This window comes from Enterobacter sp. SORGH_AS_0287 (assembly GCF_031453695.1).
In the GTDB taxonomy this organism is placed as follows: Bacteria; Pseudomonadota; Gammaproteobacteria; order Enterobacterales; family Enterobacteriaceae; genus Enterobacter; species Enterobacter ludwigii.
Map to the genome: position 1 here is coordinate 4590306 of NZ_JAVIZW010000001.1, position 22571 is coordinate 4612876.

The 22571-nt window shown below is 58.8% G+C and carries 22 protein-coding genes; 14 read left to right on the forward strand and 8 right to left on the reverse strand.

The features are described from left to right. The first annotated feature begins 140 nt into the window (after nt 1-140). Nucleotides 141-485 carry a nitrous oxide-stimulated promoter family protein gene (locus tag QE396_RS21850; protein ID WP_014171377.1) on the forward strand — a complete coding sequence of 115 codons (345 nt, stop codon included), beginning with the start codon at nt 141-143 and terminating at the stop codon, nt 483-485. Nucleotides 486-551: 66 nt separating this feature from the next. On the opposite strand, the gene flhA is transcribed toward QE396_RS21850, so the two are convergent. From flhA to hypA, 6 genes are all read right to left on the reverse strand, one after another. Further along, nucleotides 552-2624, reverse strand: coding sequence for a formate hydrogenlyase transcriptional activator FlhA (gene flhA, locus QE396_RS21855; RefSeq protein ID WP_020883827.1), 2073 nt, complete (start codon nt 2622-2624; stop codon nt 552-554). A gap of 63 nt (nt 2625-2687) precedes the next feature. Next, a complete protein-coding gene (gene hypE / locus QE396_RS21860) occupies nt 2688-3698 on the reverse strand; it encodes a hydrogenase expression/formation protein HypE (RefSeq protein ID WP_020883828.1) in 1011 nt (336 codons plus the stop codon). After that, nucleotides 3695-4816, reverse strand: a complete 1122-nt coding sequence (gene hypD / locus QE396_RS21865; protein ID WP_020883829.1) for a hydrogenase formation protein HypD — start codon at nt 4814-4816, stop codon at nt 3695-3697. The genes hypE and hypD overlap by 4 nt, the downstream gene beginning before the upstream one ends. Nucleotides 4817-4819: 3 nt before the next feature. Continuing rightward, on the reverse strand, nt 4820-5092 hold the full coding sequence (locus QE396_RS21870; protein ID WP_014171373.1) for a HypC/HybG/HupF family hydrogenase formation chaperone: 273 nt from the start codon (nt 5090-5092) through the stop codon (nt 4820-4822). Then, on the reverse strand, nt 5083-5946 hold the full coding sequence (gene hypB / locus QE396_RS21875) for a hydrogenase nickel incorporation protein HypB (protein ID WP_020883830.1): 864 nt from the start codon (nt 5944-5946) through the stop codon (nt 5083-5085). Before hypB ends, QE396_RS21870 begins: the two co-directional genes overlap by 10 nt. 3 nt (nt 5947-5949) lie before the next feature. Then, nucleotides 5950-6300 (reverse strand): hydrogenase maturation nickel metallochaperone HypA, encoded by a 351-nt coding sequence (gene hypA / locus QE396_RS21880; RefSeq protein ID WP_014171370.1) that lies wholly within the window; start codon nt 6298-6300, stop codon nt 5950-5952. A gap of 210 nt (nt 6301-6510) precedes the next feature. Between hypA and hycA the strand changes: the two genes are divergently transcribed. The 9 genes from hycA to hycI all read left to right on the forward strand — a co-directional run bounded on the left by hycA (nt 6511) and on the right by hycI (nt 14374). After that, entirely contained in the window at nt 6511-6975 is a 465-nt protein-coding gene (gene hycA, locus QE396_RS21885; RefSeq protein ID WP_020883831.1) for a formate hydrogenlyase regulator HycA, read from the forward strand. Between the two features lie 70 nt (nt 6976-7045). After that, complete coding sequence (locus QE396_RS21890) at nt 7046-7654, forward strand: 4Fe-4S dicluster domain-containing protein (RefSeq protein WP_014171368.1); 609 nt, start codon at nt 7046-7048, stop codon at nt 7652-7654. Next, nucleotides 7651-9465 carry a formate hydrogenlyase subunit 3 gene (gene hycC, locus QE396_RS21895; RefSeq protein WP_020883832.1) on the forward strand — a complete coding sequence of 605 codons (1815 nt, stop codon included), beginning with the start codon at nt 7651-7653 and terminating at the stop codon, nt 9463-9465. The genes QE396_RS21890 and hycC overlap by 4 nt, the downstream gene beginning before the upstream one ends. 1 nt (nt 9466) lies before the next feature. Next, entirely contained in the window at nt 9467-10390 is a 924-nt protein-coding gene (locus tag QE396_RS21900) for a respiratory chain complex I subunit 1 family protein (RefSeq protein WP_020883833.1), read from the forward strand. A 15-nt stretch (nt 10391-10405) separates the two neighbouring features. Beyond that, entirely contained in the window at nt 10406-12115 is a 1710-nt protein-coding gene (hycE, locus tag QE396_RS21905; protein ID WP_020883834.1) for a formate hydrogenlyase subunit HycE, read from the forward strand. Nucleotides 12116-12209: 94 nt separating this feature from the next. Continuing rightward, nucleotides 12210-12752, forward strand: coding sequence for a formate hydrogenlyase complex iron-sulfur subunit (locus QE396_RS21910; RefSeq protein ID WP_020883835.1), 543 nt, complete (start codon nt 12210-12212; stop codon nt 12750-12752). Continuing rightward, entirely contained in the window at nt 12752-13519 is a 768-nt protein-coding gene (locus QE396_RS21915; protein WP_020883836.1) for an NADH-quinone oxidoreductase subunit B family protein, read from the forward strand. The genes QE396_RS21910 and QE396_RS21915 overlap by 1 nt, the downstream gene beginning before the upstream one ends. After that, nucleotides 13516-13926: a formate hydrogenlyase maturation HycH family protein gene (locus tag QE396_RS21920; protein WP_020883837.1), complete on the forward strand. Its 411-nt coding sequence runs from the start codon at nt 13516-13518 to the stop codon at nt 13924-13926. The genes QE396_RS21915 and QE396_RS21920 overlap by 4 nt, the downstream gene beginning before the upstream one ends. Continuing rightward, complete coding sequence (gene hycI, locus QE396_RS21925) at nt 13919-14374, forward strand: hydrogenase maturation peptidase HycI (RefSeq protein WP_014171360.1); 456 nt, start codon at nt 13919-13921, stop codon at nt 14372-14374. Before QE396_RS21920 ends, hycI begins: the two co-directional genes overlap by 8 nt. Before the next feature lie 87 nt (nt 14375-14461). Here the strand turns inward: hycI and QE396_RS21930 are convergent, their stop codons facing one another. Next, nucleotides 14462-15886: a 6-phospho-beta-glucosidase gene (locus QE396_RS21930; protein WP_020883838.1), complete on the reverse strand. Its 1425-nt coding sequence runs from the start codon at nt 15884-15886 to the stop codon at nt 14462-14464. A gap of 18 nt (nt 15887-15904) precedes the next feature. Further along, a complete protein-coding gene (gene ascF / locus QE396_RS21935; RefSeq protein ID WP_020883839.1) occupies nt 15905-17356 on the reverse strand; it encodes a PTS cellobiose/arbutin/salicin transporter subunit IIBC in 1452 nt (483 codons plus the stop codon). 214 nt (nt 17357-17570) lie between these two features. Here ascF and QE396_RS21940 point away from each other — a divergent pair, with 214 nt between their 5' ends. From QE396_RS21940 to QE396_RS21955, 4 genes are all read left to right on the forward strand, one after another. After that, nucleotides 17571-18584: a LacI family DNA-binding transcriptional regulator gene (locus QE396_RS21940; RefSeq protein WP_020883840.1), complete on the forward strand. Its 1014-nt coding sequence runs from the start codon at nt 17571-17573 to the stop codon at nt 18582-18584. Between the two features lie 134 nt (nt 18585-18718). Beyond that, nucleotides 18719-19264: an electron transport protein HydN gene (hydN, locus tag QE396_RS21945; RefSeq protein ID WP_023308960.1), complete on the forward strand. Its 546-nt coding sequence runs from the start codon at nt 18719-18721 to the stop codon at nt 19262-19264. A 6-nt stretch (nt 19265-19270) separates the two neighbouring features. Further along, nucleotides 19271-21493 (forward strand): carbamoyltransferase HypF, encoded by a 2223-nt coding sequence (gene hypF, locus QE396_RS21950; RefSeq protein ID WP_020883841.1) that lies wholly within the window; start codon nt 19271-19273, stop codon nt 21491-21493. 1 nt (nt 21494) lies between these two features. Next, on the forward strand, nt 21495-22517 hold the full coding sequence (locus QE396_RS21955; protein ID WP_020883842.1) for a HoxN/HupN/NixA family nickel/cobalt transporter: 1023 nt from the start codon (nt 21495-21497) through the stop codon (nt 22515-22517). Nucleotides 22518-22571: the final 54 nt, after the last annotated feature.

A 22571-nucleotide genomic window follows, 5' to 3' on the forward strand; every position in this document is an offset into this window, starting at 1 on the left:
TGATGCTGTATAAAATACCAGTGATTTACTGCAGGCGTGGGCTTAATACTGGAATCAGCCTTCAGAAAACAGAATGCAACACCTGAAATCAGTATCTGAAAGGCGTATTATAAATGCACTTTATTGTCTGGTGAGCCGTTATGTCCGGAAAACGCATTGCACGTGAGAAAGAGACGATCGCGAAAATGATCGCGCTGTATGAAACACAGTGTCCTCAGGCTTCGCAGGAAGAGGGGCATTATCAGGCGCTGAAAGCGTATGCCAATAAGCGCCTGGATAAATGCGTTTTTGGTGAGGAAAAACCCGCCTGTAAACAGTGCCCTGTTCACTGCTATCAGCCTGCCAGGCGCGAAGAGATGAAGCAGGTGATGCGCTGGGCTGGACCACGCATGTTATGGCGTCATCCCATCCTGACGGTACGCCACCTGATGGATGACCGTCGCCCGGTACCGGAATTACCGGAAAAGTATCGCCCGAAAAAGTAACCGTTCAGGCGCTTCGCTGACAACCGTATCCCAACGCCTGCATGCGGGATCTCAGCCAGAATGACGCTACACCAGGCTCTCTTTATCAATCCCCAGACGCTTCATCCTTGAGAGCAGCGTGGTGCGTTTTAGCCCCAGACGTTGGGCGGCACCTTTCGGCCCGGCCACGACACCGTTAGTCTCTTTCAGCACGCGCATGATCAGCTGATATTCGTCTTCACCTTCCTGCGCCACGTCGGTGGCTGTAACCGGGGTTTCAGGCAGGGAAACTTCGGGCAGGGAGAGTTGCAGTACGTTACCGCGCGTCAGCAATACCGCACGTTCAATGACGTTTTCCAGTTCACGGACGTTACCCGGCCACTCCATCGAGGAGAGGGTACGTAGCGTCTCGGCGGGGATACTGTCGATGTTGCGGCCCATCCGGCGGGCTATTTTGGCGGTAAACGCTTTGACCAGCAGAGGGATATCTTCCGGCCGTTCACGCAGGGGCGGCAGGCAGATTGGGAAGACGTTCAGGCGATAATAGAGGTCGCTTCGAAACTCGCGGTCGGCGACCATTTTTTTCAGGTCGCGGTTGGTGGCGGCAATGAGCCGGACGTCTGTCTGGATAAGTTTGTTACTGCCAAGACGTTCAAACTCCTGCTCCTGCAGGACGCGAAGCAGTTTGGGCTGCAGCTCCAGAGGCATGTCACCCACTTCATCAAGGAACAACGAGCTTTTGTCCGCCAGCTCGAAACGGCCCAGGCGCTGGCTGCTGGCACCGGTAAACGCGCCGCGTTCGTGGCCAAAGAGATCGCTTTCCAGCAGGCCTGCGGGCATAGCGGCGCAGTTCATCTTCACCATGCGGCGGCTGTTACGGTTGCTGAGGTTGTGGATCGCACGGGCAATCAGCTCTTTACCGGTGCCGGTTTCACCGAGGATCAGCACCGTACTGTCACTTTGCGCCACCATCTCCACCTGTTTCAGCACGCTGTACATGGCATCGCTGCGGCCGATGATTTCGCCAAACTCGCTGTCCACGTTATTGAGCTGTTCCGTCAGCGCCAGGTTTTCATCCACCAGCCGTTCTTTCAGACGGTGGATCTCCTGATAGGCCAGCGCGTTATCCAGTGCGATGGAGATACGCTCGGCAATCTGGCGCAACAGTTTCAGGTTGGCGGTGGTAAAGACGCCCTCTTCACACTGCGCCAGCTTCAGAACACCAAGCATAGTATTGCCGGACATCAGCGGCAGCAGGCACAGCGTCTGGATTTTATTCCCCCAGGTGTTAAACAGCATCCGCTCATAAGGCGCGAGCGCATCCTGCTCGTTGAGGTTGAGCAGCAGGATCTCTTTGCTTTTAAATACCCGCTCAGAGAGCGTGCCCGCCTCATCCACTTCACTCTGTTCGTGGGCGGGGTTTGCCTCATCAAGATAGTGGGTGGAGTAGATGTTCAGCTTGCCTTTCCGGTGCCCCCGGAGCGCAATACTGATGGCGTCGATTTTGAAATAGTGGTGGATCTCTTTTGAGACTTCGCTGACCAGCTCATCCATATCGAGGCGCGAAAGCACCGCGTTGGTGATGGCCACCAGAATCCGGAAATTGTCACGTTCGCGGCTCAGCAGGTCATAATCCACATTATTGGTGACGCGGCTTTGAATTTGCTCTGCGACCACGGCCACAATCTGGGTAAAGGTGTGCAGACGCTCGTATTCCGCCTCGCTCCACGGCTGGTCGGTGTGACGAATAAACTCGCAGCCGCCGAAGATATGCCCTTCCACCGCCAGTGGCAGCAGGCTGTAGTGGCCGAAAGGCGGGTATAACTGACTCTGCGCCAGCATCGGCCACGCTTCGCGGAATTCCTCAAAATTGCAGTGCAGCGCCTCCGGGCGGGAAAGAATACGCCGGACAGGACCATGAGCGAGGTAGGTTTCATCCTCGTACTCAAACGCTTTGCCATTGTCGCGCGTTGAATAGTAGCTCGCGCGATGGCTTGCGCTATGCCAGAGCACAATTGCGGCGCTGTCTGCCAGCGCTGATTGCCTGACCAGCCGCGTCAGGGCATCGCTCAGCGCGCCAAGATCGGGCTGCTGTAAAAGCGTGCGCGTAATGTCAAACAGGCCCTGCTGTCCAAGATCGCTCATCGGTGTATACGGCATATTGCTTTCCAATAGAAACTGGCAAAAAAGAGAAAGTCAGTGCTGACCGCTTTTGGCGCGGTTCTAGCAAATGCGGGGTAAAGGTTCCGCGTGCGGCAGATCCAGCGTCCGCTTGACGCCATACAGCCCGGTCAGGCGCACCCCTTTGCGCTCAACCACTTCACCAATCAGCGCGGCCTCTTTCCCGAAAGGATGTGCCCGCAGCTGTTCGAGTACGGATTCGGCCGCCGCGCGCTCCACGCCAATGACCAGCTTGCCTTCATTTGCAAAGTTTAGCGGGTCGAGCCCGAGGAGTTCGCACAAGCCGCGAACGGCAGGCTTAACGGGCAGCGCGCGTTCAGTGAGTTCGATACCCAGACCGCAGCGCGCCGCGAACTCATGTACCACGGCGTTAACCCCGCCGCGGGTCGCATCGCGCAGGGCTTTCACGCCTGGAAGGGAACGCAGGGTCTGGATAAGCGGGGTCAGTACCGCGCAATCACTGCGTAATTCTCCGTCCAGCCCCAGGCCTGCACGCAGGTTCAGGATCGTCGCCCCGTGGCAGCCCAGCGATCCGCTGACGATCAGCACGTCGCCGACGGCAAGCTGCTGCGCGCCCCAGTGAATGTCGGCAGGGATCGCCCCCATGCCGGCGGTATTGATGAACAGTTTGTCGGCTGCGCCACGCTGGACCACTTTGGTGTCGCCGGTGACGATGGCGATACCCGCCTCGCGTGCCGTGTGCGCCATGCTGCTGACGACCGCAGAGAGCGTCTCCATCGGCAGCCCCTCTTCAAGGATAAAGCCGCAGGAGAGAAAGCGCGGAACAGCACCGCTGACGGCCACGTCGTTTGCCGTACCGCAGACCGCGAGCTTGCCGATATCACCGCCCGGGAAGAACAGCGGGTCAATCACGTAGCTGTCGGTGGAAAAGGCCAGCCTGTCGCCCTGCGCGGTCAGGGTAGAGAGGTCAATGCGGGCCTGATCCTCCTGTTCCGCCAGCCAGGGGTTATCAAACGCGTCCATAAACAGACGGTTAATCAGCTGCTGCATCGCCAGGCCGCCGCTGCCGTGTGCCATTTCAACCGTATTCATGCTTCAGACTCCTGATTGCGATACTGATACCACGCGGCACACGCCCCTTCGGAAGAGACCATCAGCGCGCCAAAAGCCGTTTGCGGGTTACAGGTGTTGCCAAATAACGGGCAGTGATGGGGTTTGCATTTGCCGGTGAGCACTTCGCCACAGCGGGCCCGCGGGTCGTCACACACCTGTTGCGGCTGCGGGCGGAAGTGGGCTTCGGCGTCGAACGACCGGTATGCTGGCGTCAGGCGCACGCCGGACTCTGCAATCAGCCCCAGACCACGCCATTCGCTGTCGCCCTCGACGCTAAATACCTCGGCTATCGCCTGCTGGGCCACCACATTTCCACTGTCGGGGACGACACGGCGGTACTGATTTTCTACTGCACTCTGGGCTGCTATTTTCTGCTCAACCAGCATGGTCACGCCTTGCAGTAGATCAAGAGGTTCGAAACCAGCCACCACTAAAGGCCGTTCGAACTGTTCAGCGATAAAGCCGTAGGCCGCCGTCCCGATAACCATGCTGACATGGCCCGGCGCCAGAAAAGCGTCAATTCCGTTGTCCGGCTCTTCAAGCAGGCTGCGTAACGTCGGAATGAGCGTAATGTGCTGGCAAAAAAAGAAAAAGTTATCAATGTTGCGGGCTTTGGCCTGCTGCAGCGTGATGGCCGTGGCGGGCATGGTGGTTTCAAAACCAAGTCCGAAAAAGACGACCTTGCGACCGGGGTTATGGGTGGCCAGCGTCAGGGCGTCCATCGGCGAGTACACGATCCTGATATCCGCGCCCCGGGCTTTTGCCTGCAGCAGCGAGCCGTTTTTGCCCGGCACGCGCATCGCATCGCCAAAGGTACAGAAAATCACGTCAGGCTGGTGGGCTATCTCAAGGCAGGCGTCGATGCGTCCCATCGGCAGGACGCACACCGGGCAGCCGGGGCCATGGATAAACTCGATGTTTTCCGGCAGAAGCTGGTCGAGGCCAAATTTAAAGATGGCATGCGTGTGCCCGCCGCAGACTTCCATAATACGCAGCGGCTTTTCGGCGGTATAGCTCAGCCGTGCCGCCCGTGTTTTCAGATGTTCAATCAGCTGCATCACCTGCTCAGGCGCGCGATATTCATCAACGTAGCGCATGGTTTACCGCTCCTCGCCGTACAGCAATGCCCCGACGTCCGGCTCCACGTCGAACATATTCTGAAGGGCATCAAGCGTGTCGCGGGCCTCCGCTTCGTTGATGATGCTCATGGCAAACCCCACGTGCACCAGCACCCACTGACCGAGGCGTGAGGCGCCGGTTTCGTCGGTGCTGCCGACGAGCGTCAGGTCGACGTCGCGCAATATGCCGCACACTTCAACGCGGGCCTGATTCCCGTCAATGGCGTGAATTTGTCCGGGGACGCCTATGCACATCGTTCGCTCTCCAGCCAGTTCAGCCAGGCGTCCATCCCGTCACCGCGGGTGGCGGACACCAGCATGATGTCAATCTCCGGGTTCACTTCACGGGCATAGGCCATGCATTTATCCACGTCGAAATTCAGGTACGGCAGCAGGTCAACTTTGTTCAGCAACATCAGCGAAGCGGCGGCAAACATATGCGGATATTTAAGCGGCTTGTCTTCACCTTCGGTCACCGAGAGCACCGCGACCTTATGTCGCTCACCGAGATCGAAGCTGGCCGGACAGACCAGGTTGCCCACGTTCTCAATAAACAGGATGCCGTTGTCCGCCAGCGGCAAGCGCGGCGTGGCGTCGGCAATCATTTGTGCATCCAGATGGCAGCCTTTACCCGTATTAACCTGAATGGCGGGCGTGCCGGTTTCGCGTATACGCGCGGCGTCGTTCACCGTCTGCTGATCGCCTTCGATGACCGCGCAGGAGATGCGCCCGTTCAGGCGGTGGAGCGTTTGTGTCAGCAGCGTGGTTTTGCCGGAGCCGGGGCTGGAGACCAGGTTCAGGACCAGCTGTTTACGCGTGGCAAAGCGGGCGCGGTTGCGTGCTGCAATCTGGTTGTTTTTATCCAGAACGTTGATTTCCACCTCCAGCATCTGACGCTGGCTGAGCCCCGGCGCGTGGGTACCGGCGACGCCATGCCCGTAATGCAGGTCGCCCGCAGCGGAGTGTTGGGGGGCGAAGGTGATACCGGTTAATGCCGCTGCAGGACGAGGGGCAGGTGAAAAGGGTGCGGAGCGAAACGCGGCGTGAGGACGGTGTTCATCCCCTTCTATATACAGGTTGCCTTCAGCGCAACCGCAGGTACTACACATATTTTACTCCTTCTCGATTTCGAGACGTTGGATCTGCATGCCGTCATCCGCCACGATGCGAAGCTCGCTGCTCTGGCACTGCGGACAGCGCTGAACCTTCGATGAAAGCAGAGTGACGTATTGCTGACACTGCGCGCACCAGCACTCCGCCTGCTGTTCTTCAATATGAAGTTCACAGCCTTCCGCCAGCGTGCCGCGGCACACCAGCTCAAAGCAGAAGGTCAGGGCGCTGGTTTCAACGCAGGAAAAGGCCCCGACCTGTAGCCAGACACCGGTGACGCGTTTTGCATTGTTTGCCCGCGCCTGCTGTTCAATTAACTCGACGGCCCGCTGGCAGAGGGTGATTTCGTGCATGACGCCTCCTCAATGAATTGCCCCGATAATGCAATAACGGTGCCAGCTTGATTTTTGTTAAGGCGTGACGATGTCAATGCTGTCGAAATGACACGTCGACACGGCGCGATTGACACGCTTCTTTTGATTAAAATAGTTAAAAATCAATGCATTAAAAACTGGCATGGAATCTGCTTAACAGCCGCTATCTCCATTAACCGGATACCTTTTATGACTATTTGGGAAATTAGCGAAAAAGCGGATTACATTGCGCAGCGCCATCAGCAGTTACAGGAGCAGTGGCACCTTTACTGCAACTCTCTGGTTCAGGGCATCACCCTGTCAAAAGCCCGTCTTCACCACGCCATGAGCTGTGCAGCGCAGGGGGATATGCGCTTTGTGCTCTTCGGCCATTTCACGATAAACGTCACCCTGGCAGACACCTTCAACAGCCACACCATCGAGTACTACGTCGAAACAAAAGAAGGTGAAAAACAGTGTATTGCGAAGGCGCAGCTGATGGCCGACGGGATGGTCGATGGTCACGTCAGTAACCGCGATCGCCAGCAGGTGCTGGAGCACTATCTGGAAAAAATCGCGCCGGTTTATAACGGCCTGTACGCCGCTGTTGAACACGATCTCCCGGTCAACCTGAAACAGCTGATGGATGGAAATACCTCAGCGAACGTGGCCTGACCATTGCGTGTCGAGAAGTGTCGACAAGACAGTTTTTCGTCAAAAATGACTATCACCAGAGGATGACCCGGTGAACCGTTTTGTAATTGCTGACTCGACGGTCTGTATTGGCTGTCGAACCTGTGAGGCGGCCTGTTCGGAAACGCACCGTCAGCACGGGCTACAGTCCATGCCGCGCTTGCGCGTCATGCGTAATGAAAAAGAGTCTGCGCCGCAGCTCTGCCACCACTGTGAAGATGCCCCCTGCGCGGGAGTCTGTCCTGTTAATGCCATCACCCGTGTCGAGGGGGCGGTGCAGCTGAATGAAAGTCTGTGCGTGAGCTGCAAACTGTGCGGCATTGCCTGCCCGTTCGGCGCGATTGAATTTTCCGGCAGCCGTCCGCTGCATATCCCGGCGAATGCCAACTCCCCGAAAGCGCCGCCAGCGCCACCTGCGCCGGCGAAGGTGAGCACGCTGCTTGACTGGGTTCCCGGCGTGCGTGCCGTTGCGGTCAAATGCGACCTGTGCAGCTTTGATGAACAAGGGCCAGCCTGTGTGCGCACCTGCCCGACGAAGGCGCTGATTCTGGTCAATATTCGCGACATCGTTCGCACCAGTAAACGTAAGCGTGAGCTGACCATTAACAGTGATTTCGGCGATCTTTCTCTGCTTCAGGCGCTGAACGAGGGGGCGAAATGAACGCGGTGATGATGATTACCAGCGCGGTGGCCTATTTTGCCGCCGCCGCTGTGTTGGCCTTGATCTTCTCTTTCCATAAAACCCTGAGCGGCTGGATAGCCGGTATCGGCGGGGCGGTTGGCAGCGTGATGACGCTGGTGGCCGGTGGCCTCGTGTTAACAGGCGGACAATCCGTCGAAGCGGTGATGCCGCTGATACGGCACACCGTTGAAATTACGCCGCTGAATGCCATCTGGCTGGTGACCTTTGGTCTGTGCGGCGTGTTTATCAGCCTGTTTAATATTGACTGGCACCGCCATCAGCACACCCAGCCCAACGGTCTGCTGGTCAATCTGCTGATGGCCGCGGCGGTCTGTACCGTGACTGCCAGCAACCTCGGCGCGCTGGTGGTGATGGCCGAGATCATGGCGCTGTGCGGCGTATTCCTTACGGGCTGTAGCACCTCCGGCAAACTGTGGTTTGCGCTGGGGCGTCTTGGCACGTTGCTGCTGGCACTGGCCTGCTGGCTGGTGTGGCAGCGCTTCGGCACGCTGGACTTCTCCGCCCTTAACGGTCAGTCGCTGGGGAATGATGTCTGGCTCCTTGGCGTGATCGGCTTTGGCCTGCTGGCCGGGATTATCCCGCTGCACGGCTGGGTGCCACAGGCACATGCACATGCCTCCGCGCCTGCCGCAGCGCTCTTCTCGACGGTTGTCATGAAGGTTGGTCTGTTCGGCATTCTGACGATAACGCTCACCGGTGGGCAGCCACCGCTGTGGTGGGGCGTTGTGCTGCTGGTCGCCGGGATGATCACCGCCTTCGTCGGCGGCCTGTACGCCCTGATGGAGCACAATATCCAGCGTCTGCTGGCGTACCACACCCTTGAGAACATCGGCATTATTCTGCTGGGTATTGGCGCAGGCGTTACCGGGCTGGCGCTCAATCAACCGGCGCTGATTGCGGCCGGCTTTATCGGCGGCCTGTATCACCTGATCAACCACAGCCTGTTTAAAAGCACTCTGTTCCTCGGGGCCGGTAGCGTCTGGTTCCGCACCGGTCATCGCGATATCGAAAAACTCGGCGGCATCGGCAAAAAAATGCCCGTTATCTCTCTGTGCATGCTGGTGGGGCTGATGGCAATGGCTGCGCTGCCGCCGCTGAACGGCTTTGCCGGTGAGTGGGTTATCTATCAGTCCTTCTTCGCACTCGGTCAGAGCGAAGTGTTTATCGCCCGGTTGCTCGGCCCGCTGCTGGCGGTTGGGCTGGCGATAACCGGTGCGCTGGCGGTGATGTGTATGGCTAAAGTTTACGGCGTGACCTTCCTGGGTGCACCGCGCACGCGTGAGGCCGAAAACGCCTGCTGTGCACCGGCATTGATGGGGGCGAGCGTTGTCGCGCTGGCGCTGTGCTGCATCGCGGGCGGGGTGGCCGCCCCGTGGCTTCTGCCGCTGCTGGGTAACGCCATTCCTCTGCCGCTCACCACGGCGCATACCACGGTGTCCCAGCCGATGATTGCGCTGCTGCTGATTGCCGCGCCGCTGCTGCCGTTCATGCTGATGCTGTTCTTCAGACGCGACCGTCTCTCCTCCCGCGCACGCGGTACCGCCTGGGCTTGCGGTTACGCACACGAGCAATCCATGGTGATCACAGCGCACGGCTTTGCCATGCCGGTCAAAGAGAACTTTGCCGCGGTGCTGAAACTGCGGGACTGGCTTAACCCGGTGGGGTGGGTGCCGGGCTGGCAGCGCGCTGCCGTGCCCGTGCTGTTCCGCCGACTGGCGTTGATCGAGCTGGCGGTACTGGTTGTGATTGTGATTTCACGAGGAGCCTGACATGAGTCTGTTACTGGCAATACTTCAGGCGCTGGTGCTATTTGCCATGGCGCCGTTGCTCTCCGGGGTGAGCCGCGTGGCGCGTGCCCGGATGCATAACCGTCGCGGGCCTGGTGTACTCCAGGAGTACCGTGATTTGTTCAAGCTGATGGGACGTCAGAGCGTTTCCCCGGACGCGGCAGGATGGGTCTTTCGCCTGACACCGTTTGTGCTGGCTGGCGTCATGCTCACCATCGCCACGGCGTTACCGGTCGTCACCGTCGGGTCGCCGCTGCCGGTGCTGGGCGATCTCATTACGCTTATCTACCTCTTCGCTATCGCGCGTTTCTTCTTCGCGATTGCCGGCCTCGATACCGGCAGCCCGTTTACCGGGATTGGTGCCAGCCGCGAGGCCATGCTCGGCGTGCTGGTTGAGCCGATCCTGCTGCTCGGCCTGTGGGTCGCTGCGCAGGTCGCGGGGTCAACCCATATCAGCTTTATCACTCATACCGTGTATCACTGGCCCGTGGACCGTTCCCTTCCGTTGCTTTTGGCGCTCTGCGCCTGCGCTTTCGCGACGTTTATCGAGATGGGCAAACTGCCGTTCGACCTCGCGGAAGCGGAGCAGGAGCTGCAGGAAGGTCCGTTGACCGAGTACAGCGGTTACGGCTTTGCGGTGCTGAAATGGGGCATCAGCCTCAAACAGCTGGTGGTGCTGCAGATGTTTGTCGGTGTCTTCTTCCCGTGGGGGCAGATGACGCACTTTTCCGCGGCCGGCCTGGTGCTGGCGGTGGTCGTTGTCGCGCTCAAGCTACTTGTCGGCGTGCTGGTGATTGCCCTGTTTGAGAACAGCATGGCGCGTCTGCGTTTTGTGGCGACGTCGCGCATCACCTGGGCCGGTTTTGGTTTTGCATTTTTAGCGTTCGTCTCCTTGCTGGTGGCGTGATTAAAGAGAGTTTTTATGTCTGAAGAAAAGAAAGGTCAGCAGTATCTCGCCGCGTTGCACCAGGCCTTCCCGGGCGTGGTGCTGGAGGAGTCCTGGCAAACCAAAGACCAGATAACGGTGACCGTGAAAGTGAACTACCTGCCGGAAGTGGTGGAGTTTCTCTACTACCAGCAGGGTGGCTGGCTGTCAGTGTTGTTCGGCAACGACGAGCGTCAGCTGTGCGGAAACTATGCGGTTTACTACGTGATGTCGATGGAGCAGGGCGAGAAGTGCTGGCTCACCGTGCGTGTCGAAGTGGATCCCAACAAACCGGAATACCCGTCTGTCACCCCGCGCGTGCCCGCCGCCGTCTGGGGCGAGCGTGAAGTGCGCGATATGTATGGTCTGGTCCCGGTTGGGCTTCCGGATGAGCGCCGTCTGGTGCTGCCGGACGACTGGCCAGACGAACTCTATCCCCTGCGTAAAGACAGCATGGATTACCGTCAGCGTCCGGCCCCGACCACCGACAGCGAGACTTACGCGTTCATCAATGAGCTCGGCAGCAAAAAGAACAATGTGGTGCCGATAGGCCCGCTGCACGTCACGTCTGACGAGCCGGGCCACTTCCGCCTGTTTGTCGACGGCGAGAATATTATTGATGCCGACTACCGCCTGTTCTACGTCCATCGCGGGATGGAAAAGCTGGCGGAAACCCGGATGGGATATAACGAAGTGACATTCCTCTCTGACCGCGTGTGCGGCATCTGCGGGTTTGCCCACAGTACCGCCTACACCACCTCGGTGGAGAACGGCATGGGGATTGTGGTGCCGGAACGCGCGCAGATGATCCGCGCCATCCTGCTGGAAGTGGAGCGTCTGCACTCGCACCTGCTGAACCTCGGTCTGGCCTGTCACTTTGTCGGTTTTGACTCCGGCTTTATGCAGTTTTTCCGCGTACGTGAAGCCTCCATGAAGATGGCGGAGATCCTGACCGGGGCGCGTAAAACATACGGTCTGAACCTGATCGGCGGGATTCGTCGCGATCTGCTGAAAGATGACATGATCCAGACCCGCCAGCTGGCGCAGCAGATGCGTCGCGACGTTCAGGAGCTGGTGGATATGCTGCTCAGCACGCCGAACATTGAGCAGCGTACCGTCGGTATTGGCCGGCTGGATCCGCAAATCGCCCGCGATTTCAGTAACGTTGGCCCCATGGTTCGTGCCAGCGGCCACGCCCGCGATACCCGCGCCGATCATCCGTTCGTCGGCTACGGCCTGCTGCCTATGACCGTGCACAGCGAGCAGGGCTGCGACGTTATTTCGCGTCTGAAGGTGCGTATCAACGAGGTCTTCACCGCGCTGAACATGATCGACTTCGGTCTGGATAATCTGCCGGGCGGTCCGCTGATGGTTGAGGGCTTCACCTACATTCCAAACCGCTTTGCGCTGGGGTTTGCCGAAGCCCCGCGTGGAGACGATATCCACTGGAGCATGACCGGTGACAACCAGAAGCTCTACCGCTGGCGCTGCCGTGCGGCAACCTACGCCAACTGGCCAACCCTGCGCTACATGCTGCGCGGCAATACGGTATCCGATGCGCCGCTGATCATTGGCAGCCTCGATCCGTGCTACTCCTGCACCGACCGCATGACGGTGGTGGATGTGCGCAAGAAGAAAAGCCAGGTGGTGCCGTACAAAGAGCTGGAGCGCTACAGCATCGAGCGTAAGAACTCGCCGCTGAAATAGGGGATTTTGTGCAGGCTGATGCCCTCACCCTGACCCTCTTTTTGATGAGAGATCCGGGGTGCGGAGCACAGGCAGCACATAAGCAGGAGTCAACATGTTTACCTTCATCAAAAAAGTGATCAAAACCGGGACGGTGACCAGCCGCTATCCGCTGGAGCCGGTGCCGGTCGATAAAAACTTTCGCGGCAAGCCGGAGCACAACCCGCAGCAGTGCATCGGCTGTGCTGCCTGCGTTAACGCCTGCCCGTCAAATGCCCTGACGGTGGAAACCGATCTGAAAACGGGCGAGCTGGCCTGGCAGTTCAACCTCGGGCGCTGCATTTTCTGCGGCCGCTGCGAGGAGGTTTGCCCGACGGTGGCGATCCGTCTTTCGCAGGAGTACGAGCTGGCGGTCTGGAAGAAAGAGGATTTTCTGCAGCAGTCGCGTTTCGCGCTGTGCAACTGCCGTGTCTGCAAACGCCCGTTTGCCGTACAAAAAGAGATCGACTACGCCATCGCGCTGTTGCAGCACAACGGTGATGCCCGCGCGGAGCATCATCGCGAAAGCTTTGAAACCTGCCCGGACTGCAAACGGCAGAAATGCCTGCTGCCGTCGGACCGCATCGATATTACCCGTCATATGAGAGAGGCCAGCTGATGGAAAACCTGATCGGCCCACGCGGCGCTAACGGCATTCCGGTGCCGATGACGGTGGAGGAATCCATCGCCAGCATGAAGGCCTCGCTGCTGAAAAACATTAAACGTTCGGCCTATGTGTACCGCGTGGACTGCGGCGGCTGCAACGGCTGTGAGATTGAGATCTTTGCCACGCTGTCGCCCTTGTTCGACGCCGAGCGCTTCGGTATTAAAGTGGTGCCTTCGCCGCGTCATGCGGACATTTTGCTGTTTACCGGTGCCGTTACCCGCGCCATGAGATCGCCAGCATTGCGTGCCTGGCAGTCCGCACCGGATCCAAAAATCTGTATCTCTTACGGTGCCTGCGGCAACAGCGGCGGCATCTTCCATGACCTGTACTGCGTCTGGGGCGGCACCGATAAAATTGTTCCGGTGGATGTCTACATTCCCGGTTGTCCGCCAACGCCTGCGGCCACGCTGTACGGTTTTGCCATGGCGCTCGGGCTGCTGGAGCAGAAAATACATGCCCGTGAACCGGGTGAGCGCGACAACCAGGCTGCCGCAATTCTGCACCCGGATATGGTGCAGCCGCTGCGCGTGAAGGTCGATCGCACGGCGCGCCGGCTCGCGGGGTATCGCTATGGTCGCCAGATTGCCGACGATTATCTGCGTCTGCTGAGCCAGGGCGATCATCAGGTCACGCGCTGGCTGGAGGCGGAAAACGATCCTCGTCTTAATGAGATCGTCGCGAACCTGAATCAGGTGGTGGAAGAGGCGCGTATCCGATGAGTGAAACGGTGGTGTTCAGTCAGCTGAGCCGTAAGTTTATTGATGAGAACGATGCCACGCCGGATGCGGCGCAGCAGGTGGTCTATTACAGCCTGGCCATTGGGCATCACCTCGGGGTGATAGATTGTCTCGAAACGGCATTAAGCTGCCCGTGGCCTGACTATCTGGCGTGGATCGCCACGCTGGAGGAGGGCAGTACGGCGCGCCGCAAAATGGAAGGCGTGCCGAAGTACGGTGAGATCGTTATCGACGCCAACCACATTGCGATGCTCGCCAGTGCCTTCGACGCCGCGCTGAGCGTGCAAACCCCGCAGCAGCAGGCCTGGAGCAAAATTTTGCTCAGCATGCTGCATGATATTCATCAGGAGAGTGCCATCTACCTGATGGTGAGGAGATTACGTGACTGATGTTTTACTGTGTGTCGGCAACAGCATGATGGGCGACGACGGCGCGGGCCCGCTGCTTGCACAAATGTGTGCCGCGCATCCGCAGGGCGAATGGGTGGTTATTGACGGCGGCAGCGCACCGGAAAACGATGTGGTGGCGATCCGTGAGCTGCACCCGGACAGGCTGCTGATTGTGGATGCAACCGATATGGGACTTAATCCGGGGGAAACCCGCCTGATTGATCCGGATGACATCGCCGAGATGTTTATGATGACCACCCACAATATGCCGCTGAACTATCTGGTCGATCAGATTAAAGACGACGTGGGAGAGGTATTGTTTCTGGGCATTCAGCCGGACATCGTTGGGTTTTATTATCCGATGACGCCGCCGGTGAAAGAGGCCGTCGAAGAGGTTTACTCCCGGCTTGCCGGATGGCGTGGGGACGGCGGTTTTTCCCGACTGTGAGCAGTGCCGGGTGGTGGTAGCTTCCACCCGGCCTGGACACCTCCTCGCCCGCATCCTGTGGGAGAGGGCGGGGGAGAGAGCAACAGGCTACGCCAGATCCGCGCCGTTACTTGCAATGACCTTCTTATACCACCAGAACGATTTCTTACGCGTTCTGTCCAGCGTACCGTTGCCCGCGTCATCGCGGTCAACATAGACAAACCCGTAGCGTTTGCTCATCTCGCCCGTGGATGCGGCCACCAGGTCAATGCAGCCCCAGGTGGTGTAGCCCATCAGCGGCACACCGTCTTCTATGGCATCGCCCATCGCACGAATATGTTCGCGCAGGTAGCTGATACGGTAGTCGTCATTAATCTCACCGTGTTCATCCATGACGTCTTTCGCGCCGAGGCCGTTTTCCACCAGGAACAGCGGCTTCTGATAGCGGTCGTACATCATGTTCATGGTGATGCGCAGCCCCAGTGGGTCGATACCCCAGCCCCATTCGCTGACCTGGATGTGCGGGTTGCGCAAGGATTTCACGATATTCGCCGCATTGGTATTACTGGCGTTCATGTCCGCCGACGCGCAGCGCGAGGCGTAATAGCTGAACGACACAAAATCGACGGTGTTTTTCAGCAGTTCATCGTCGCCAGGGTCTTTGACAATCACCACCCCTTTTTCGCGGAACACGCGGGCAGAATAGGCCGGGTAGCTGCCGCGCGCCTGCACGTCGATAAAGAACAGGTTTTCGCGGTCTTTCTCCAGCGCCATCCACACGTCTTCCGGCTTGCAGGAGTAGGGGTAGAAGTTGCCGCCGGCCAGCATACAGCCGACCTGGTTTTCCGGGTTCACCTCATGGGCGATTTTGGTCGCCAGCGCGCTTGCCACCAGTTCGTGATGCGCGGCCTGATATTTCACCTGATCTTCGTTCTCACCCTCTTCAAACACCAGACCCGCGCCGGAGAACGGGCTGTGCAGCATGATATTGATTTCGTTGAAGGTGAGCCAGTACTTCACCAGACCGTTAAATTCTTCGAAACAGGTACGGGCATAGCGGGCGAAGAAATCGACCATCTTGCGGTTGCGCCAGGATCCATACTCCGTGACCAGATGCATCGGTACGTCGAAATGGCACAGGGTGACCAACGGTTCGATGTTGTATTTTTTGCACTCTTCGAACACTGCGCGGTAGAAGGCAATCCCCTCTTTATTGGGCAGTGGCTCATCGCCGTTCGGATAGAGGCGGCTCCAGGCAATCGAGGTACGAAATACCGTAAAGCCCATCTCCGCCATCAGGGCGATGTCTTCTTTGTAGCGATGGTAAAAATCAATCGCCTCGTGGCTCGGGTAAAACTCGTCGTCACGCAACGTAAAACGTTTTTCCTTACCGACCTTCACCGCCAGACGATTCGCGCCGTGGGGGATCATATCGACCGTCGTCAGTCCTTTGCCGCCTTCACGGTAAGCCCCTTCACTCTGGTTGGCGGCAAGCGCGCCGCCCCATAAAAATCCTTGTGGAAAAACAGACATCTTTACCTCGCTATAAATTTAGACTTGTGCTGCTTTGGCCTGAACCGGAGCGCTCTGCAGGGCGCGTGCTTTCTCAGCGTCGTCTTCGACCGGGATATCTTCAAAACCTAAAATCAGGGTCAGAACAAACGAGAGCACAACCGCCAGCGCCATGACCCCGAATACCCAGACGATGGTCATTGGGTTGGCCGGATCGAAGAACTGTACGCTGGTAAACAGCCCCGGCGCCGCCATTGAGTGGCTGGCAAGACCGGCTATGCCAGCCACTGCCCCGCAGATGAAGCCGCTGATAAGGCTCGCAATCAGCGGGCGTTTCAGACGTACCGCCACACCATAGAGGGCAGGTTCTGAAATGCCTGCCATGATGGCAGAAGCCGCTGCCGCCAGCGCCGTCTGGCGCAGTTCCGGGTTTTTCGTTTTCCACGCCACCGCCAGCGATGAACCGCCGAGCGACAGGTTGGCTCCGATTTCCGACGGCATAACCATTCCCTCTTTGCCCGTCTCGGCAATGGTCTGAATGATCGTCGGCGTAAATACGCGGTGCATCCCGGTCATCACCAGCAGCGGCCAGAGGGCACCCATAATGGCCACGGAGAGCCAGCCCAGATAGCCGTGAATAGTGTAGACCAGCGCTGAAATCGCGCTCCCGATCCAGATCCCGAGCGGCCCTATCAGCACAATGGCGAGCGGGGCGGCAATCAGAACGATCAGCATCGGTTTAAGGAAGTTTTTCGTGACCGCCGGCGTAATACGATCAACCCAGCGCTCGATGTACGACAGGCACCAGGTCATCACCAGCGCCGGGATGACCGTGTAGGTGTATTTCACTGCCGTCACCGGAATAAAGGCGAATTCAACGTGCTCGCCCTGTGCGGCTTTCGCCATCAGTTCGATAAAGCCCGGGTGTACCAGCACGCCCGCGATGGCAATCGCCAGCGACATGTTGGTTTTGAATTTCACTGCGGCAGAGGCGGCGACCATCAGCGGCAGGAAGAAGAACGCGCCATCGCCAATCAGCGTCAGAAGGGTGAGCGTCGGTGCCCCTTTTTCCAGCGCGCCGGTCATCTCCAGGATCATTGCCAGCAGTTTGACCATTGAACCGCCGATGATCGCCGGGATCAGCGGTGACATGGTGCCGATCAGCGCATCGAGGATCCCGGCACCGATGCGGCGCAGGGTCATTTTTTGCGGGCCTTCCGGTACGGCAGGCTGCAGGTCGGTGGGCAGCAGGCTTACCACTTCGCGGTAGGCCTGAGACACGGTGTTGCCAATGATCACCTGGCACTGGTTGTCGTTGCGGACCACGCCGAGCACGCCGTTAATGCTTTTCAGGCGCGGGGCATCGGTGAGGCTTTCGTCTTTGAGGACGAAACGCAGTCGCGTCATGCAGTGGGTGACGGCGACGATGTTGTCTCTGCCGCCGAGCGCGCTGACAACGTCATTCGCCAGCGCAGCGTAATTTTTGGCCATCGGATGTAATCCTGTTATCGTTGTGAGAAATGTAGGAAACCGGTTCCACATAATCATCAATAGTTTCTTTGAATGAAACAAGATCACATTTTGTACATTTTTTCATTTCGTGATGATGATCACCTGAAGGGGTAAAAAGCGTGATATCGCCGCTGCGACAATTTTTCTGCAGTGCAGTACACTGCGCCCTGGTAGTTTCAAACGGAAGATTACGATGACCACGATGCTTGAAGTCGCGAAGCGGGCAGGCGTTTCGAAAGCGACGGTTTCCAGGGTATTGTCGGGCAATGGCTACGTCAGCCAGGAGACCAAAGACCGGGTGTTTCAGGCGATTGAAGAGAGCGGCTATCGCCCGAATTTGCTGGCACGAAATCTGGCGACCAAACGTACCCAGACGCTGGGTCTGGTGGTCACCAACACCCTTTATCACGGCGTCTATTTTAGCGAACTGCTCTTTCACGCCGCCCGCATGACGGAAGAGAAAGGGCGGCAGCTGATCCTGGCGGACGGTAAGCACAGTGCGGATGAAGAGCGCGAGGCCATTCAGTATTTGCTCGATATGCGCTGTGACGCGGTGATCATTTACCCGCGTTTCCTGAGCGTGGATGAGATGGACGATATCGTTGAGAAATGCGAACAGCCGATTATGGTCCTCAACCGCCGCTTACGGAAAAACAGCAGTCACAGCGTCTGGTCAGATCATAAAGCCTCCTGCCAGGACGCCGTGTCGCAGCTTATTCAGAAAGGGCACCGGGAGATTGCGTTTATCACCGGTTCGCTGGATTCCCCCACGGGCGTTGAGCGTCTCTCGGGCTACAAAGACGCCCTGGCACAACACCAGATCCCGCTGCGCCCGTCGCTGATTGCGCAGGGGAAATGGAACCCGGCCAGCGGTGCGGCAGCGGTGTCTGAGCTGCTTTCGCGCGGTGAAACCTTTTCGGCGCTGGTGGCGAGTAATGACGATATGGCGATAGGGGCCATGAAACAGCTGCATGAGCGCGGGATCGCCACCCCGGATGCCGTGTCGGTGATTGGCTTTGACGATGTGGCCATCGCCCCCTACATCGTCCCCTCGCTCTCCAGCGTGCGCATTCCGGTGACGGAGATGATCAAAGAGACCATTAGCCGCCTGATCTTCCTGCTGGATGGCGGTGAGTTTAAGTACCAGCAAACCTTCTCCGGCGAGCTTATCCTGCGTGACTCGGTTACTGACGGGCCTCACCGCTGATGTCGACAGCTGTCATCGTCACTTCTGACGATGACAGCCCTGCTGTCATTTTATAAACCGCATAAAATCAACAGGTTAATAATTGGCACGGTTTATGTATATCTCCGCGCAGGACTGTAATGCTGGAGAAGCAGATGAACCGTTTTATTATGGCCGATGCCAGTAAATGCATTGGTTGCCGTACCTGTGAAGTGGCGTGTGTGGTTTCCCATCAGGCGGAGCAGGATTGCGCGTCGCTCACCCCTGATACCTTTTTACCGCGGATCCACGTCATTAAAGGCGTGAATATCTCCACGGCCGCTATTTGTCGCCAGTGTGAGGATGCGCCGTGCGCTAACGTCTGCCCAAACGGGGCCATCAAACGTGAGAAAGGATTCGTGCATGTGATGCAGGAGCGCTGCATCGGCTGCAAAACCTGTGTGGTTGCCTGCCCGTACGGTGCGATGGAAGTCGTGGTGCGTCCGGTTGTGCGCAACAGCGGCATGGGGCTGAGCGTGCGCGCGGAAAAAGCGGAAGCCAATAAATGCGACCTCTGCTACCACCGTGATGCCGGCCCGGCCTGTATGGAAGCCTGCCCGACGCACGCCCTGGTCTGCGTGGATCGCGACAAGCTTGAGCAGATGAGCGCGGAAAAACGCCGTCGTGCCGCGTTCGACACGTCATCGTCACTGCTGTTTTAAGTCGCGATGGGCGATAACGGCGTACAGTTGCGGGTGCGCGGCAAGGTGCAGGGGGTAGGGTTTCGTCCCTTCGTCTGGCAGCTGGCGCATCAGCTACAGCTGACGGGTGACGTTTGTAATGACGGAGAGGGCGTGCTGGTGCGTCTCGCGGGTAATGGGGGGGCCTTTACCGCGAGGCTGCATCAGGACTGCCCACCGCTGGCACGTATCGATGCTGTCGACAGCCAGCCGTTCACCTGGGCAACGGTGCCGCAGGCGTTCACCATTCGCCATAGCGCGGGCGGAGCGATGGACACCCAGATTGTGCCGGATGCCGCTACCTGCCCGGCGTGCCTGGCTGAAATGCGCGATCCCCGAGCGCGGCGTTATCGCTATCCGTTTATCAACTGTACCCATTGCGGTCCCCGTTTTACCATCATTCGCGCCATGCCCTATGACCGCCCGGCCACGTCAATGGCGGCATTTCCCCTCTGTGAACCGTGTGAAACCGAGTACCGCAATCCCGCTGACCGCCGTTTTCACGCGCAGCCGGTAGCCTGTCCGGATTGTGGACCCGAGCTGGAATGGCGCGCGGGCGAGACCGTTGCCACCCGCGAGTCTGCGCTGAGTGCGGCGGTCCACATGCTCAAACATGGCGGGATTGTCGCCATCAAAGGGCTGGGCGGTTTTCACCTTGCCTGTGACGCAGCCAACGCGCAGGCGGTGGCAACCCTGCGGGCGCGCAAACAGCGCCCGATGAAGCCACTGGCGGTCATGATCCCGCAGGCGGAGGGACTGCCGGAATCAGTGCAAACGCTGCTGCGCTCGCCTGCAGCGCCCATCGTGCTCACGCCAAAAGCATGGTGTCCTCCGCTTCCTGACGCGATCGCGCCAGGGCTGGACACCGTTGGACTGATGCTGCCCGCTAACCCGCTACAGCATGTGCTGATGATGGACTGTCAGCGCGCACTGGTGATGACCTCCGGCAACCTCAGCGGGCGTCCGCCGGCCATCACCTGCCAGCAGGCACTGGATGAACTGGGCGACATCGCTGACGGATTCCTGCTGCACAACCGCGACATCCTGCAGCGTATGGATGATTCCGTGATGGATCAGGACGGTATGATGCTGCGTCGCGCGCGCGGTTTTGTGCCGGATGCCATCACGCTGCCCGCCGGTTTCAGCGCTGTCCCGGCGATGGTGTGCACCGGTGCTGATATGAAAAATACCTTCTGTCTGGTGCGCGGTAACCAGGCGGTACTGAGTCAGCACTTTGGCGATCTGAGTGACGACGGTGTCGAGGCCCAGTGGCGTTCTGCGCTGTCGATGATGCAGCAGATCTATGCGTTTCAGCCGCAGCGCGTGGTATGCGACGCCCATCCGGGCTATCACGCCCGACAGTGGGCGCAAGCCCAGGCTTTGCCGATCGACACCGTGCTTCACCACCACGCTCACGCGGCGGCATGCATGGCAGAAAACGGCTGGCCGCTTGAGGGCGGAGATGTCATTGCCCTGACGCTGGATGGGATCGGCATGGGCGAAAACGGCGCGCTGTGGGGCGGAGAGTGCCTGCGGGTAAACTATCTCGACTGCGAACGTCTGGGCGGTCTGCCTGCGGTTGCGCTGCCGGGCGGAGACAGGGCTGCCATGCAGCCGTGGCGCAATTTACTTGCCCACTGCCTGGCGTTTGTGCCGGACTGGCAGCAGTACCCGGAAACGCGTGACGTTCAGCGGCAAAACTGGCCGCTGCTGGCTACGGCCATTCAGCGCGGTTTAAACGCGCCGCTGGCCTCATCCTGCGGCCGTCTGTTCGACGCGGTGGCCTGCGCGCTCGGCATCACGTCAGAAACCCAGAGCTATGAAGGTGAGGCCGCCTGCCGGCTTGAAGCGCTGGCCGCGCAGTGCCACGACGTTCAACATCCGGTTACGCTTCAGGCCGAAAACCTTACGCGCTTCTGGCAACAGTGGCTGAACTGGCAGGCGGAACCCTGCGAGCGGGCATGGGCGTTTCACGATGCGCTGGCGAAAGGGCTGGCGGAGCTTGTCACCTCCCATACCCGGCGACTGGGGCTTTCCACCGTATGCTTCAGCGGCGGCGTGTTACATAACCGTCTGCTGCGCGCGCGACTGCGCCATTACCTCTCAGACTTCACGCTGCTTTTTCCTCATCATCTGCCGTCAGGTGACGGCGCTATCTCCTTCGGGCAGGCGGTAGTTGCTGCCGCCCGGTCATGTTCACAAAGGATGTAAAATGTTACGACTCTTACGCAATGAACCCCGCGCGGCGTTTCTGCTGCTGGCTCTGGTAATGGCTAATCTTCTGGCATGGGGCTGGGCATGGCAAACCTTCAGCGGCAGTACGGCGCTGATGGCCGCCAGCCTGCTGGCCTGGTGTTATGGACTCCGTCATGCGGTGGATGCCGACCACATCGCGGCCATTGATACCGTCACGCGTAAGATGATGCAGCAGGGTAAACGCCCTTCCGGCGTGGGGGCGTGGTTCTCTCTGGGACACTCCACCATTGTGGTGCTGGCCTCCATTGCCATTGCGGCCACCGCCACGGCGTTTCAGAAGAATATGGCATGGTTTCATGAAACCGGCAGCCTGATTGGCACCGCCGTTTCTGCAACGTTTCTGCTGGCGATGGCGCTGGTCAATCTGGTGATTTTGCGCGGCGTGTGGCGTAATTTTCAGGCGCTGAAGAACGGTCAGGTCACGCGTGACGACATCACGCTTCCGGCATCAGGCGGAGTCATGAACTGGCTGTTTGGCGCAACGTTCCGCCTGGTGAACAAGAGCTGGCAGATGTACCTGGTCGGTTTCCTGTTTGGTCTGGGGTTTGATACCGCGACGGAAATCGGTGTGCTTGGGATTTCAGCCGCCAGCGCGTCAAACGGGATGTCAGTCTGGTCCATCATGATCTTCCCGGCGCTGTTTGCCAGCGGTATGGCGCTGGTCGATACCCTCGACAATCTGCTGATGGTCGGCGCTTACGGCTGGGCGTTTAACAAGCCGCAGCGCAAGCTTTACTACAACATGACCATCACCGGCACCTCCGTGGTGGTGGCGCTGTTTATCGGCGGGCTGGAAGCTTTGGGTCTGTTGATGGATAAGTTTGCCCTCAGCGGAGGCCTCTGGGATCGCATTGGCGCAGTTAATGACAACCTCGGTAACGCCGGGTTCGTGGTGGTCGGGCTGTTCGTTGCCTGCTGGCTGATTTCCATGATCAACTATCGCTGGCGCGGCTACGATACGCTTGTCGTGCGTTCCTGACGCGGCGTCTGAACATCATTGTCGTTATCTGGCTAAACGACGTTGAAAAAAAAG